The sequence below is a fragment of the Microbacterium sp. NPDC077663 genome (genome assembly GCF_044542795.1).
Taxonomy (GTDB): Bacteria; Actinomycetota; Actinomycetes; order Actinomycetales; family Microbacteriaceae; genus Microbacterium.
Map to the genome: position 1 here is coordinate 274,855 of NZ_JBITVE010000003.1, position 14,839 is coordinate 289,693.

Genomic DNA, 14,839 nt, shown 5'->3' on the forward strand with positions numbered 1-14,839 from the left:
ACTCTACCGACGCCTCGGAGGTGCCCGAAGTGGGGTCAAAGATTCCATGTGGTATTGCCGGCGCCGGTGGCGCCGGTCACGAGGATGTTCGCACGCGCGTCGACGAGTCTTTCCAGACGCGACCCCGTCTCCGCATCGAAGGTGCCGCGCCGCCCCAGTTCGTCGAGGTCCGCCACACCGGCACCCGGCAGCCGGATAGAGATCGTCGCGCCCGTGCAGGCGATCGGCGGCAGGACCGCGTGCACCCGCACCCCGTGCTCCCACCGCACGTCCGCACACGGTGTCGCATCATCGAGATGTCGCCCTCCCAGCGCGATGAGCCCGACGGCGAGCTCACGGACGGCCCCCTCGTCGAGGCTCCACCCGGGAACACGCTCCGCCCCGGCGCCGCGATCGACATACAGCCCCTGCGTGCCGTTGACGAACACATCGGTCACATCCGGGTCGGCGAGGTACTGCCGGAGCGGCGCGACGACGGGATGCCGAGGCACCGGTCGCGGCTCCGTGGGCGCACTTCCACCCCGCGGAGCGACGATGAACGGATGCGGCATGCCCGAGACGCTAGGCGGGGCACCGGGCCCACCGCCGCGGAGCGCCTCTGCCGGTGGACGGCGGCGCGGGGCGCGCATGTGTGCAGGAGGCGACGGACCCCCGCTCTAAGGACCCGGGAAAAGAAGGAGGGCGGCACCCTCTGGGGGAAAGGGTGCCGCCCACGCGGCCGCGCTTCAGGGGGGATCAGCGGGCCGCGAAGCCGAATCGATGTTCGGGCGGTAAGTATCTTACGCTCATCGCCGGCGTGCACGTTCACAGGCTCCGGATGGTTGCCTCTCACCCACTATCGGCGGTAGTAGAGCGCGGTCGGCGATCCTAGAGTGACGGCATCGCAGGACGAGGCCACGACGGCCCGACGCAAAGGAGCGCCGCATGAGCAGCCAGATCGATCACCTCCTCACCGAGACCCGCCGCTTCGCGCCCACCGCGGAGTTCGCGGCTCAGGCCAACGCTCACGTCGACCTCTACGACGCGGCCGCCGCGGATCGGGAGGCGTTCTGGGCCGAGCAGGCGCGGGCGCTGCACTGGCACACGCCGTTCACCAAGAACCTCGACTGGTCGAACCCGCCGTTCGCGACCTGGTTCGAGGACGGCGAACTGAACGTCGCCTACAACTGCCTCGACCGTCACGTCGAGGCGGGCCTCGGCGACCGGGTCGCGCTCCTGTGGGAGGGTGAGCCCGGGGACGAGCGGCGCGTGACGTACGCCGAGCTCACCGACGAGGTGAAGCGCCTGGCCAACGTCCTCACCGATCTCGGCGTCGAAGCCGGGGACCGCGTCGCCATCTACCTGCCGATGATCCCCGAGGCCGTCGCCTCGATGCTCGCCGTCGCCCGCATCGGCGCGATCCACTCGGTCGTCTTCGGCGGGTTCTCCGCCGACAGCCTGCGCTCGCGCATCGACGACGCCGGCGCGAAGCTCGTCATCACGAGCGACGGCGGCTACCGCAAGGGCAAGGTGTCCCCCCTCAAGCCCGCCGTCGACCAAGCGCTCGCCGACCGCGGCCACGGCCCGCAGGAGACCGTCGAGCACGTCCTCGTCGTCAAGCGCACCGACAACGAGGTGGGCTGGCAGGACGGGCGCGACCTGTGGTGGCACGACCTCGTGCCCGCGGCATCCGCTGATCACGTCGCGCAGCCGTTCCCGGCGGAGAACCCGCTGTTCATCCTCTACACGTCGGGGACGACGGGGAAGCCGAAGGGCATCCTGCACACGAGCGGCGGATACCTCACCCAGGCCGCGTTCACGAACAAGGTCGTGCACGACCTCCACCCCGAGACCGACGTGTACTGGTGCACCGCCGACATCGGCTGGATCACGGGCCACAGCTACGTCACCTACGGTCCGCTCGCCAACGGTGCGACCCAGGTGATCTACGAGGGCACGCCCGACACCCCGCACCCGGGACGATGGTGGGAGATCGTCGCAAAGTACGGCGTCACGATCCTCTACACGGCCCCCACGGCCATCCGGTCGTTCATGAAGCTCGGCCGAAGCATCCCGGAGCAGCACGACCTGTCGTCGCTCCGTCTGCTCGGGAGCGTCGGCGAACCCATCAACCCCGAAGCGTGGATGTGGTACCGCCATGTCATCGGAGGCGACACCGCCCCCATCGTCGACACGTGGTGGCAGACCGAGACGGGCGCGATCATGGTCTCGGCGCTCCCCGGCGTGACCGAGACCAAGCCGGGAAGCGCCCAGGTGCCCCTCCCCGGCGTCAGCCTCGACGTCGTCGACGAGAGGGGTCAGGTCGTCGGCAACGGCAACGGCGGTCTGCTCGTTCTGACCGAACCGTGGCCGAGCATGCTGCGCGGCATCTGGGGTGACCCGGAGCGCTTCAAGGAGACCTACTGGGACAAGTTCGCCGACCTCGGGTACTACTTCGCCGGTGACGGCGCCCGACTGGACGAGGACGGCGACGTCTGGTTCCTCGGGCGCGTCGACGACGTCATGAACGTCTCGGGGCACCGACTGTCGACGACCGAGATCGAATCCGCCCTCGTCGGGAACGAGGCGGTCGCCGAGGCCGCCGTCGTGGGCGCGTCGGACGAGACGACCGGCCAGGCCGTGGTGGCGTTCTGCGTCATCAAGGAGTCGTACATGAAGGCGAACTCGCTCGACGGTCTCGTCGACAAGCTCCGCGCGTGGGTCGGCGAGCAGATCGGCCCCATCGCCCGGCCGCGCGACGTCTACATCGTCACCGAGCTCCCGAAGACCCGTAGCGGCAAGATCATGCGCCGCCTGCTCCGCGACGTCGCGGAGGGTCGCGAAGTCGGCGACACCACGACCCTCGCTGACACGATGGTCATGTCGACGATCAAGGGCCAGGTCACCCAGAAGTAGCGATGCCGGCGGGGCGGCCGCTCACGCGTGCGAGAAGACGACCTCGACCTCGACCGGGCTGTCCAGCGGCAGGACGGGGACGCCGACGGCGGAGCGCGCGTGACGGCCGGCATCGCCGAAGATCTCGCCGAGCACGCTGCTCGCGCCGTTGATCACGGCGGGCTGCCCGGTGAAGTCGGGGACGGATGCCACGAATCCGGTCACCTTCAGAACGCCGGTCAGTCGGTCGACACCGCCCACCGCAGCCGCTGCCGCGGCGACGGCGTTGAGCGCGCACTGACGCGCGAGCGCGGCGGCGTCGTCTGCGGAGACCAGTCCGTCATCCTCCCCGACCTTGCCGGTGGCCGGGAGCGCGCCATCGACCATCGGGAGCTGGCCCGACGTGTAGACGAGGTCGCCGTGCACCTTCGCGGGGATGTACGCCGCGAGGGGCGGGACGACCGCACCCAGTTCGATACCGAGTTCGGCGAGCCGCGCCGAGACCGACATCAACCCTGCCCGAACTGACGAGCGGCCTGAGCCGCGGCATCCAGTCCCGCGTTGGCGGAGCCATCGCCGCCCGAGGGGCGCTTGAAGTAGCCGACGAGGCCGCCCTCGGGACCGGTCACCACCTGGACGAGCTCCCACCCCTGCTTGCCCCAGTTGTTGAGGATCGCAGCGGTGTTGTGGATGAGCAGGGGCGTGGTCATGTACTCCCACGTGGTCATGCGGTGCTCCCGGAGGTCGTGGTGGGGCGGCCCCGAAGGGCGCGACGACGGGAGCGTCACCGAGGCGTCACCCAGCTATCTCCCTTACGATCAGCCTATGCCCCACTCGAAACGCACGGCCACCGGTGTGCTCGGAGGCCTGTTGGGCCTCGTCGGCCTGAGCACTGTGGCCGCCCTTCTCGTCACGGCGACCATCACTCCCGCGATCGCCGTCTCCGGCTACGCCGCGACGAGCGCGATCAAGATGTTCGAGAACATGCCGAGCTACCTCAAGATCGAGAAGCTCATGCTCCCGACGACGATCTACGCGAAGGACGACGAGGGCAAGGACGTCAAGCTCACCGAGTTCTACGACCAGAACCGCATCCCGGTCACGTTCGACCAGGTGAACCCGGTGATGTACGACGCGATCCTCTCGAGTGAGGACAAGAACTTCTACACGCACGGCGGCATCGACCTGCTCGGCACGCTGAGCGCGCTGGCCCGCAACGCCAGCTCCGGCTCCAACCGCGGTGGCTCCTCGATCACGCAGCAGTACGTGAAGAACGTCCTGCAGCAGACGTGCGAGGCGAAGGCCGTCAGCACCGAAGAGGTCCAGGCCTGCTTCAAGGAGTCGACGGCCAACACGGGCACGGAGGGCTACCAGCGCAAGATCCAGGAAATGCGCTACGCCATCCAGCTCGAGAAGGAGTACTCGAAGGACGAGATCCTCCTCGGGTACCTCAACATCGCGCATTTCGGAGGCACGGTCTACGGCATCGGTGCCGCCGCGCGTCACTATTTCGACACCACACCCGACAAACTGACGGTCGGACAGGCCGCGGTCATCGCCGGCATGGTGCAGGAGCCCAACACGCTGCGGATCGACATGCCGGGTGGCTCGACGACGACCAAGGACGGCACCCCCCTGAACGGCGCGGACGATGGCTACAAGCTGTCCAAGACACGCCAGGTCTACGTCCTGAACCGACTGCTCGAGGACAAGAAGATCACGCAGGCGGAGCACGACGAGGCCGTCGCGGCTCCGATCGAGCCGAAGATCACCACTCGCCCGCAGGGCTGCTCCGTGGCGAAGGGTGCCGAGTTCTTCTGCGCCTACGTGACGTCGATCATCCGCAGCGACCCGGCCTTCGGCGCCGAGCCGAACGACCGCATCGCCGCACTTCGTCGGGGTGGCCTCAGCGTCTACACGACTCTCGACACCTCGCTGCAGGCGAACGCGAACGAGGCGATCTCCGTCGTTCCGGCGAGCGTCGACTACATGGATCTCGGCGCCTCCGGCGTGCAGGTCGAGGTCGGCACGGGTCGTGTGCTCTCCATGGTGCAGAACCGCCCGTGGGCCGATCAGGCCGACGACAAGACGACCACACAGGTCAACTACAACGTTCCCGTGAAGAACGGCGGCGGCGGCCACTCGGCCGGCTCGACCTACAAGGTCTTCAGCCTCATCAACTGGATGCAGCAGGGGCACTCCGTCAACGAGATGCTCAACGGGCGTGTCGGCACGAAAACCGTCCAGACCTGCGATGGCGCGACGCAGACCGTCTACACCGGTGAGGGCACCGGTCCCGACGGCCAGCCCCGTATCGGCAACTTCGAGAGCAACCGCGGGTACACCGGCACCGTCGCACGCTTCACCAAGGACTCGCTGAACTCCGGCTTCCTCACGATGGCCGAGAAGATCCCGGTGTGCACCACGAACCGGGTGGCCGGTGACCTCGGTGTGACGCTCGGCAACGGGCAGCCTCTCGACCAGTTCAACAACCCGTACGACGTCCTCGGATCCCAGGATGTCGCGCCCATCGACATGGCCAACGCGTACGCCGCGATCGCGTCGAACGGCACCCTGTGCGCCGCCAAGGCCATCGACCGCGTGGTGAACGCGGATGGCGAAGAACAGCCCATCCCCGACACGAAGTGCGAGCGCAAGCTCAGCGAGGACGTCGCTGCGACCGCGGCCTTCGTGCTGGAGAGCGTCATGAGCGCGAGCGGCACCGGTAGCGGTGCCCGCACGTTCGACGGCGTGCCGGTGTTCGGCAAGACCGGCATCCACCAGTTCCTCCACACGTGGATGATCGGCTCGAGCACCGAGGTCACGACGGCGGTGTGGGTCGGCAACGTCAAGGGACAGGAACGCCTCGAGAACCACTACGAGAGCGGCTACCGTCTCTCGCGCATCCGCAACTCGATCTGGCCCGACATGCAGCGCGCCGCGAACGCGGAGTTCGGTGGCTCGGCCTTCCCCCAGCCGTCGGCGGAGCTCACCAAGCGCAGCTACGCGCAGCTCCCGAACGTCGTGGGCATGACCGTCGACCAGGCCACGCAGACGATCGAGGACGCCGGATTCAGCGTCACCGTCGGCGAGCCCGTGGCGTCGCCGGAGTCCGAGGGCACGATCGTGTCGCAGACCCCGGGTGCCGGACGTGTCGTCTCGGGTACGACCGTGACCATCAACCCCAGCGACGGCGAGGGCGTGGTCGTCCCCGGTGTGAGCGGCACCCCGGAGCAGGCGGCGAGGGCACTGTCCGACGCCGGCTTCCGCAACGTCGAGCAGAGCTGTGAGGACAGCGATGGCGCGCCCGCCGAGGGCGTGGTCACCGGCACCGATCCCGCCGCGGGCGAGACGGTCGGCCGCGACACCACCATCACCATCGAGTACCAGTCCTCCGACTGCAACGGCGATGGCAACGGTGACGGCGGCGGCAACAACGGCCGCGGCAACGGTCCCGGCAACGGCAACGGTCCGTGAGGCCGGCCGCACAGACCGCCCTCAGCGCGCTCGGCGCGCTGGGGGCGGTCGGCGTCGCCGCCGGGATCTGGGGAATCGGGATCGAACGCTACCTCTTCACGCTCCGACAGCATGAGCTCGAGGTCCTGCCCCCGGGCAGCCCGTCGTTGACCGTCCTGCACCTCTCCGATGCGCACATGGCGCCCTGGCAGCACCGCAAGCAGCGCTGGATCGCCGACATCGCCGACCGCGTCCAACCGGACCTCGTGGTGAACACGGGCGACAACCTCGGCCACCCGGACGGCCTGCGCGGCGTCCGGGCGGCGTTCGCCCCCCTGCGGGGCGTACCCGGCTTCTTTGTGCACGGATCCAATGACAAGGTCGCCCCCAGCGCCCGCAACCCGATCAAGTACCTCTTCGGCCCGTCGGGGCCGCAGAGCCACGAGTCGTTCACCCCGTCCCTCGACACCGATGCGCTCGACGAGTACCTGACCGGCCTCGGTGAGACGCTGATCGACAACACCGCGGCGAGCGTGCGCGTCGGCGGCATCCGCATCGACGGCTTCGGTGTCGACGACGCACACCGCGACTTCGACGACCTCGGAGCCGCCGAGGAGGCCCTCCGCTCCCTCGGGGACGGCGCCCACGTGCGCCTGGGCGTGACCCACGCACCGTACCGTCGGGTCCTGGACGCGTTCACGGATGCCGGTGCCGACCTGCTCATCGGCGGTCACACGCACGGCGGCCAGGTCCGCATCCCCTTCGCGAAGAAGGCGCTGGTGTCCAACTGCGACATCCCGCTCGAGAAGGCGCGGGGTCTGAGCTCCTGGACGCACGCCGGTCGCACGGTGCCGTTGAACGTCAGCGCGGGTCTCGGCCACTCGATCTACGCCCCGGTGCGCTTCGCGTGCCGCCCCGAGGCGTCGGTGCTGATCCTGCGTGCACGACGCGCCCTCGATTCGCCGGACGGGCCCCCGGCAGGGTAGACTCGGAGGGTTGCCACGGGGTGTGGCGCAGCTTGGTAGCGCGCGTCGTTCGGGACGACGAGGCCGCAGGTTCAAATCCTGTCACCCCGACAGCAGAGAGGCTCCGCCGACACCGGCGGGGCCTTTCTCATCCCTCCTCGGAGGGGCCATCGCATCTCCCGCCGAACGGAGCACCGTGACCTCTCCCCGCCTCGTCGCCTTCGACCTCGACGACACCCTCGCGCCCTCCAAGAGCGCGATCGACCCTCGGATCGGCGAGCAGCTGCTGCGTCTCGCGGAGCGCGTCGAGGTCGCGATCATCTCCGGCGGCCAGCTGCAGCAGTTCCGCTCCCAGGTCGTCGAGCGCCTCCCCGAAGCGGATGCCGGACTCCTCGCGCACGTCCACCTCATGCCGACGTGCGGCACGCAGTACTACCGCCTCACCGCGGACGGCATCGAAACGGTCTACGCGCTCTCGCTCACCGACGACGAGAAGCACCGCGCCCTGACGGCGGTCGAGGAGGAGGCGAAGCGGCTGGGCCTGTGGGCCGAGCAGACGTGGGGCCCGATCCTCGAGGACCGTGGATCGCAGATCACCTTCTCCGCGCTCGGACAGTCCGCGCCGCTCGACGCCAAGACCGCGTGGGACCCGACCGGCGAGAAGAAGAACGCGCTGCGCGACGCGGTGGCCGCCCGCATCCCGGATCTGGAGGTCCGTTCCGGCGGCTCGACGTCGGTCGACATCACCCACCGCGGGATCGACAAGGCGTACGGCATGCGCAAACTCGCCGAGCAGACCGGCATCCCCCTCGACGACATGCTCTTCGTCGGCGATCGTCTCGACGAGCACGGCAACGACTACCCCGTCCTCGCGATGGGGGTGACCTGCCACGCCGTCGAGGGCTGGGAGGACACCGCGGCCTACCTCGACGAGCTCATCCCCACGCTGCCCGCCCGCTGATCGGGGTCAGCGCAGCCGTCCGCCGGACTCCCGCAGGTAGCAGCGCGCGCACATCGACTCGTACGTGACGCGGTCGGCCGACAGCTCGTCGATCGCGACCTGATCGCCGTCGAAGACGAACCGGCCGCCGACGAGCCGGGCGTTGAAGAGCGCCTTGCTGCCGCAGCGACAGATGGTCTTGAGCTCTTCGAGGCTGTGGGCGAGCTCCATGAGCCGCGCCGAACCGGGGAACGCGCGCGTCTGAAAATCGGTGCGGATGCCGTAGGCCAGGACCGGGATGCCGTCGTTCACCGCGACGCGCAGCAGATCGTCGATCTGATCGGGCACGAGGAACTGCGCCTCATCGATCAACAGGCACGCGACGTCCGCGCGGGTGTCGGGGACGAGCGCCGCCTCGGCCTCGATCTGCACCCGCCGACGGTGCTCGGCGAACAGGGCACGCGCGTCGTCGCGAGGCCCGATGAGGAAGTCGACCTTGCGCTCCACGCCGAGGCGGCTGGAAATCTGGTCGGCACCCTTCGTGTCGATCTCGGGCTTGGCGAGCAGGACGTGCTGGCCGCGCTCCTCGTAGTTGAACGCGGCCTGCAGCAGCGCCGTCGACTTGCCCGAGTTCATCGCGCCGTAGCGGAAGTAGAGCTTCGCCACGGATGCGCCTCAGGCGTTGATCTTGAGTGCTGCGGCCGTCGTCTGCAGGACCTCGCGCGCCGTCTCCGGCGCATCGTTCAGGGTCTGCCCGTACGTCGGGATGAGCTCCTTCAGCGTAGGCTCCCACGCCGGCAGGCGGTCCGCGAAGCAGGTCTTCAGCAGGCCCAGCATGATCGACGCACCCGTCGACGCTCCCGGGGACGCTCCCAGCAGGCCCGCGATCGAGCCGTCGGCGGAGCTGACGACCTCGGTGCCGAACTGCAGCACGCCGCCCTTCTTCGGGTCCTTCTTCATGACCTGCGCCCGCTGGCCGGCCTGCAGGAGCTCCCAGTCCTCGTCGCGCGCGCTCGGCATGAAGTCGCGGAGGGAGTCCACCTTCTTGCTGTGCCCCTTCAGCAGCTCGCCGACGAGGTACTTGATGAGGCCGGGGTTGTCGATCGCCACCTTGAGCATCGGCAGGATGTTGCCGGGGCGCACCTGGGCGATGATGTCGGTCATGCGCCCGTTCTTGAGGAACTTCGGGCTGAAGGTCGCGAAGGGGCCGAACAGCAGCGAGGCCTCTCCGTCGACGACACGCGTGTCGAGGTGTGGCACCGACATGGGCGGCGCACCGACCGACGCCTGCGAGTACACCTTCGCCTTGTGCTGAGCGACGAGCTCGGGCTTCGAGGTCTTCAGCCACTGGCCACCGATCGGGAACACCCCGTACCCCGAGATCTCGGGGATGCCGGAGCGCTGCAGGAGCTTGATGGCCCAGCCGCCCGCGCCGACGAACACGAACCGCGCACGAACCTTGCCCGGGGTGCGACCGACCGTCTGGCGGTAGGTGACCTCCCACATGCCGTCCTTCTGACGCTTCAGGTCGCGGACCTCGCGGTTCGTCTCGACGTCGACGCCCTGCGCGGCGAGGTGGTCGAACAGCTGACGGGTGAGGGAGCCGAAGTCGACGTCGGTGCCCGCAGGCACCCGTGTCGCTGCGAAGGGCTCGCCCTTGCGGCGCTGCTGCATCAGCAGCGGAGCCCACTGGTTGATGACGCGGGAGTCCTCGGAGTACTCGATGCCGGCGAACAGCGGCTGCTCCTTGAGCACCTCGTACCGCTTCTTGAGGAAGGCGACATCCTTCTCGCCGCGGACGAAGGTCATGTGCGGGGTCGCGTTGATGAACGTCGAGGGCTCGTCGAGCACGCCGCGCTCGACGAGGGCGCTCCACAGCTGCCGCGACTGCTGGAACTGCTCGTTGATGCCGATCGCCTTCGCCGGGTCGATCGTGCCGTCGGGCCCCTCGGGCGTGTAGTTCAGCTCGCACAGGGCGGCGTGCCCCGTGCCGGCGTTGTTCCACGCGTTCGACGACTCCTGGGCGACCTCGGAGAGACGCTCGAAGACGCCGATCTTCCAGCCCGGCTCGAGCTGCTGCAGGAGGGTGCCGAGGGTGGCGTTCATGATGCCGCCGCCGATCAGCAGCGCGTCGTAGCTCTCCGTCGGACTCACTGCGGCGGGGCTGCTCGCTGCGGCGTTCTCTGCGGCGTGATCGTCTGCTCCGGGTTTGTCAGTCACGGTCATCCAGTCTACGTCGCCAGGCCGCCGGGGATCGCCGTCGGACCGGGACCGTCGGCGCAGGAATGACGGTTCTTTCCCCAGGTGAAACACGGATGCCGGGCGATCCGGCCCGAGCGCCGGGACCCGGCATCCGCTCTCAGACGCGGGCGGCCAGGTCTGCGCCGACGAGCTCGGCGATCTGCACCGCGTTCAGCGCGGCACCCTTGCGGAGGTTGTCGTTGCTGATGAAGAGGACGAGCCCCTTGCCCTCGGGCGCGGACTGGTCGGCGCGGATGCGTCCGACGAGGCTCGGGTCGGCGCCGGCGGCCTGCAACGGCGTCGGCACGTCGGCGAGGGCGACGCCCGCGGCATCCGCGAGCACCTCGCGCGCGCGGGCGGGCGTGATGTCGCGGTCGAACTCGGCGTGGATGGAGAGCGAGTGGCCCGTGAAGACCGGCACGCGGACGCACGTGCCCGCGACCCGCAACTCCGGCAGTTCGAGGATCTTGCGGCTCTCGTTGCGGAGCTTCTTCTCCTCGTCGGTCTCGTCTTCACCGTCGTCGACGAGGTTGCCCGCGAACGGGATGACGTTGAAGGCGATGGGCGCGACGTACTTCTGCGGCGCGGGGAAGTCGACGGCGGCGCCGTCGTGGACGAGGCCGATCGCACCGCCCTGCGCGACGACGGACTCGACCTGGCCGAGCAGCTCCTCCGCGCCCGCGAGCCCCGAGCCCGACACGGCCTGGTAGGTGCTCACCGTCAGACGCACGAGTCCCGCCTCGACGTGCAGCGGCTTGAGGACGGGCATCGCGGCCATCGTCGTGCAGTTCGGGTTGGCGATGATCCCCTTGGGGAGGTCGCGGATCGCGTGCGGGTTCACCTCGCTGACGACGAGCGGAACCTCGGGGTCCATCCGCCAGGCGCTCGAGTTGTCGATGACGACCGCGCCGGCTTCGGCGAACCGCGGGGCGTGCGCGCGCGAGCCGGTCGCGCCGGCGGAGAACAGCGCGATCTGGATGCCGGCGGGGTCGGCCGTCGCGACGTCCTCGACGACGATCTCGCGACCGTCCACCTCGACGGTTGAGCCCGCCGAGCGGGCCGTGGCGAAGAGGCGGAGCTCACGGATGGGGAACGCGCGCTCGACGAGGATGTCGCGCATCACCGTCCCGACCTGGCCGGTGGCGCCGACGACGGCGACGGAGAATCCCGATTCGGAGAAGACGGTCATGGTGCGGTTCCTCGGGGGTGCGGCGCCGCGCGACGGGATGTCGCGACAGGGCGCAGAAGAGCGGGTTCCGGTGATTCTACCGGCGTCGCGCGTGCCGCGATCCGCATGTGTCGCGGCCGGCGTCACACCCACGCGCGCAGCTTGTGCGGGTTGCGCATCATCCACACGTCGGTGATCCGCTCCCCGTCCGTCGCGAACGTCGCGACCGCGGCGACCGCACCCTCCAGCCTGATCACGAATCCGAGTCCGTCGCCGGTGACCGCCGGCTCGTACACGGCGGTCGGCTGCTTCTGTGCGAGACCGAGCAAGAACCTCGCCACGTGATCGGCTCCGCGAACAGGTCGCCGGGCCGCGGAGACGGCCCCGCCGCCGTCCGAGACGAGGACGACGTCGGGCGCGAGCACCCGCACGAGGGCGTCGAGCCTGCCCGTCGCGCTCGCGGCGGCGAAGGCGGCGACCACCTCGTCGTGACGGGTGCGCGGGACGGCTGCGCCACTGCGCCGCCCGGCATGGCGACGGGCGGATGCCGCGAGTTGCCGGCACGCGGCGGGCGAACGGCCGAGCACCTCGGCGATCTCGCCGAACGGCACCGCGAAGACCTCGTGCAGCACGAACGCCACGCGCTCCGCCGGTGTGAGCGTCTCCAGGACGAGCAGGAGCGCCGTCGAGACGCTCTCCGCGCCGACCGCGGCGTCGGCCGGGTCGCCGCCGTCGGCGGGGACCGGCTCGGGCAGCCACTCCCCCACGTACGTCTCGTGTCGTGCCCGTGCCGAGCCGAGCACGTCGAGGCAGATCCGGCCCGTCACCCGCATGAGCCAGCCCGCGGGGTTCGCGATCGCGGCGCGCTCGGCGGGGTCCAGGCGGACCCACCGGACGTACGCCTCCTGGACGGCGTCCTCGGCCTCAGCGAGGGTCCCGAGCATCCGGTGGGCCGCGGCGACCAGAACGCGACGATGCGCGTCGACCTCGGCGCCCGCGCCGGGCCGCGTCGCGGCATCCGTCATCGCGATCTCCGTCCCCCGCCTCACATTCGCGGAGGCTGCGTCGTCACCACAGTGACACATCATCGGAAGGGGCGACATGAAGATCGCAGTGGCAGGCGGAACGGGCACGGTCGGGCGACTCGTGGTGGAACGGGTGCACCGGGAGGGACACGATGCGGTCGTCCTCTCGCGGGCGGCGGGGGTCGACCTCCACGACCGGGCCGCGGTGGACCGGGCAGTGACGGGATTCGATGCCGTCATCGACGCGGCGAGCATCGGGACCACCATCGCGGCGACGGCGGAGGAGTTCTTCCGGACGGCATCCGGCACCCTCCTCGAAGCCGCGGCGGCCGCGGGCGTCGGACACGCCGTGCTGCTGTCGATCGTGGGGATCGACAGGAACCCCCACGGCTACTACGCCGGCAAGGTCGCACAGGAGGGCCTGTTCGCACAGGGCACGGTTCCGTGGAGCATCCTGCGTGCGACGCAGTTCCATGAGTTCGCCGGCCAGGTGGCGGCGCAGGCGCGGCTCGGGCCGTTGCAGATGGCGCCGCGCGCACGCGTGCAGCCGGTCGCCGCGGCGGAGGTCGCGGCGCGACTCGTCGAGCTCGCCCTCGCCGGGCCGCAGGGGCGCGTCGCCGACCTCGCAGGGCCGCGCGAGGAGCGCCTCGACCGGATGATCCGGGAGTGGGTGCGCCGGGACGGGTCGCGGCGGCTCGTCGTCCCCGTCAGCCTCCCGGGCGGGCAGATGCGCGGGATGCGGTCAGGCGCCAACCTGCCGAGCGCGGGGGCGACCCTCGCCGGGCCGACCTTCGACGACTGGCTCGCCGCGGAGCGCTGAGCCGCGACGACCCGAGGCCGTCGTCAGCGTCCGGTACCGGCGTGGACGACGGCCTCGGTGTCGCCGTCGAGCCCGTAGGCCGTGTGCACGACGCGGGCCGCCTCGGCGAGGTCGTCACCGCGGACGACGACCGAGATGCGGATCTCGGAGGTCGAGATCATCTCGATGTTGACGCCCGTCGTCGACAGCGCCTCGAACAGGGTCGCGGAGACACCGGAATGGGTCCGCATGCCCGCGCCGACGACCGACAGCTTGCCGATCTGGTCGTCGTGGACGAGCTTGTCGAAGCCGACACTCCCCTGCTCCACCGACAGCGCCCGCAGCGCCGTCGAGGCCTCAGCCTTGGGGAGCGTGAACGAGATGTCGGTGCGACCGGTCGCCGCCGCCGAGACGTTCTGGACGATCATGTCGACGTTGGCACCGGACTTGGCGACGATCTTGAAGATCTCGGCGGCCTTGCCGGGGACGTCGGGCACACCGACGACGGTGATCTTGGCCTGGCTGAGGTCGGTGGCGACACCGGTGACGATGGGCTCTTCCATCTCTTCTCCCTCTTCGTGGTCGGGGGCGGTCATCCCCGGACCGAGAACGTAGGTGCCGACGCCCGAGCTGAAAGTCGAGCGGGCGTGGATCATGACGCCGTGGCGGCGGGCGAATTCGACGGCACGGATGTACAGCACCTTGGCGCCGTTCGCGGCGAGCTCCAGCATCTCTTCGGACTGGACGGTCGCGAGCTTGCGGGCCTTCGGCACGACCCGCGGGTCGGCGGTGAAGATGCCGTCGACGTCGCTGTAGATCTCGCAGACGTCGGCGCGCAGCGCGGCGGCGAGCGCGACGGCCGTGGTGTCGGATCCGCCGCGGCCGAGTGTCGTGATGTCGCGGGTGTCGCGGCTGAAGCCCTGGAAGCCGGCGACGATGACGATCGCGCCCTCGTCGAGCGCCTCGCGCACCCGCACCGGGGTGACGTCGACGATGCGGGCGGCGCCGTGCGAGCTGTCGGTGATCATGCCGGCCTGGCTGCCGGTGAACGAGCGCGCCTCGAAGCCCATCGAGTTGATGGCCATCGCCAGCAGCGCCATCGAGATGCGCTCACCGCTGGAGAGCAGCATGTCGAGCTCGCGCGGCGCGGGCAGCGGCGAGACCTGGGACGCGAGGTCGAGCAGCTCGTCGGTGGTGTCGCCCATCGCGCTGACGGCCACGACGACATCGTGGCCGGCACGGCGGGCGTCGACGATCCGCTTCGCGACGCGGCGGATGCTCTCGGCGTCGGCGACGGACGAACCGCCGTACTTCTGGACGATCAGGGCCATGGTCGGATACTCCCGGGTGGATGCCGGGCGCAGCCGGCGG

General features: G+C 69.9%; 13 protein-coding genes and 1 tRNA gene. 6 read left to right on the forward strand and 8 right to left on the reverse strand.

Annotated elements, in window-relative coordinates; all coding sequences use genetic code 11:
• Positions 1 to 35 precede the first annotated feature (35 nt).
• Positions 36 to 551, reverse strand: coding sequence for an ATPase, T2SS/T4P/T4SS family (locus tag ACIGEP_RS13995; RefSeq protein WP_396662242.1), 516 nt, complete (start codon positions 549 to 551; stop codon positions 36 to 38).
• Positions 552 to 924: 373 nt separating this feature from the next.
• Between ACIGEP_RS13995 and acs the strand changes: the two genes are divergently transcribed.
• Positions 925 to 2,895: an acetate--CoA ligase gene (gene acs / locus ACIGEP_RS14000; RefSeq protein ID WP_396662243.1), complete on the forward strand. Its 1,971-nt coding sequence runs from the start codon at positions 925 to 927 to the stop codon at positions 2,893 to 2,895.
• Between the two features lie 21 nt (positions 2,896 to 2,916).
• Here acs and ACIGEP_RS14005 read toward each other — a convergent pair whose 3' ends face one another.
• Together ACIGEP_RS14005 and ACIGEP_RS14010 are read right to left on the reverse strand one after the other, a co-directional pair.
• Positions 2,917 to 3,384, reverse strand: coding sequence for a RidA family protein (locus ACIGEP_RS14005; RefSeq protein WP_396662244.1), 468 nt, complete (start codon positions 3,382 to 3,384; stop codon positions 2,917 to 2,919).
• Positions 3,384 to 3,602 carry a DUF4177 domain-containing protein gene (locus ACIGEP_RS14010; protein ID WP_064003053.1) on the reverse strand — a complete coding sequence of 73 codons (219 nt, stop codon included), beginning with the start codon at positions 3,600 to 3,602 and terminating at the stop codon, positions 3,384 to 3,386. Before ACIGEP_RS14010 ends, ACIGEP_RS14005 begins: the two co-directional genes overlap by 1 nt.
• A 97-nt stretch (positions 3,603 to 3,699) precedes the next feature.
• Between ACIGEP_RS14010 and ACIGEP_RS14015 the strand changes: the two genes are divergently transcribed.
• The 4 genes from ACIGEP_RS14015 (at position 3,700) to ACIGEP_RS14030 (ending at position 8,256) form a co-directional block, all read left to right on the forward strand.
• On the forward strand, positions 3,700 to 6,351 hold the full coding sequence (locus tag ACIGEP_RS14015; protein WP_396662245.1) for a transglycosylase domain-containing protein: 2,652 nt from the start codon (positions 3,700 to 3,702) through the stop codon (positions 6,349 to 6,351).
• Entirely contained in the window at positions 6,348 to 7,316 is a 969-nt protein-coding gene (locus ACIGEP_RS14020) for a metallophosphoesterase (RefSeq protein ID WP_396662246.1), read from the forward strand. Before ACIGEP_RS14015 ends, ACIGEP_RS14020 begins: the two co-directional genes overlap by 4 nt.
• Before the next feature lie 16 nt (positions 7,317 to 7,332).
• Positions 7,333 to 7,406: transfer RNA gene (locus tag ACIGEP_RS14025), tRNA-Pro, on the forward strand.
• An 85-nt stretch (positions 7,407 to 7,491) separates the two neighbouring features.
• The gene (locus ACIGEP_RS14030; protein ID WP_396662247.1) at positions 7,492 to 8,256 is read left to right on the forward strand and encodes an HAD-IIB family hydrolase; all 765 of its coding nucleotides are present in this window, start codon (positions 7,492 to 7,494) and stop codon (positions 8,254 to 8,256) included.
• Between the two features lie 6 nt (positions 8,257 to 8,262).
• Here the strand turns inward: ACIGEP_RS14030 and ACIGEP_RS14035 are convergent, their stop codons facing one another.
• The 4 genes from ACIGEP_RS14035 to sigJ form a co-directional block, all read right to left on the reverse strand.
• Entirely contained in the window at positions 8,263 to 8,901 is a 639-nt protein-coding gene (locus ACIGEP_RS14035; RefSeq protein WP_396662248.1) for a thymidine kinase, read from the reverse strand.
• 9 nt (positions 8,902 to 8,910) lie between these two features.
• Entirely contained in the window at positions 8,911 to 10,461 is a 1,551-nt protein-coding gene (locus tag ACIGEP_RS14040) for a malate:quinone oxidoreductase (protein WP_396662249.1), read from the reverse strand.
• Positions 10,462 to 10,594: 133 nt separating this feature from the next.
• Complete coding sequence (locus ACIGEP_RS14045) at positions 10,595 to 11,665, reverse strand: aspartate-semialdehyde dehydrogenase (protein ID WP_396662250.1); 1,071 nt, start codon at positions 11,663 to 11,665, stop codon at positions 10,595 to 10,597.
• A 122-nt stretch (positions 11,666 to 11,787) separates the two neighbouring features.
• Entirely contained in the window at positions 11,788 to 12,693 is a 906-nt protein-coding gene (gene sigJ, locus ACIGEP_RS14050) for an RNA polymerase sigma factor SigJ (protein ID WP_396662251.1), read from the reverse strand.
• Between the two features lie 52 nt (positions 12,694 to 12,745).
• Here sigJ and ACIGEP_RS14055 point away from each other — a divergent pair, with 52 nt between their 5' ends.
• Positions 12,746 to 13,489, forward strand: coding sequence for an SDR family oxidoreductase (locus ACIGEP_RS14055; RefSeq protein ID WP_396662252.1), 744 nt, complete (start codon positions 12,746 to 12,748; stop codon positions 13,487 to 13,489).
• 23 nt (positions 13,490 to 13,512) lie between these two features.
• Here the strand turns inward: ACIGEP_RS14055 and ACIGEP_RS14060 are convergent, their stop codons facing one another.
• A complete protein-coding gene (locus ACIGEP_RS14060) occupies positions 13,513 to 14,799 on the reverse strand; it encodes an aspartate kinase (protein ID WP_396662253.1) in 1,287 nt (428 codons plus the stop codon).
• Positions 14,800 to 14,839: the final 40 nt, after the last annotated feature.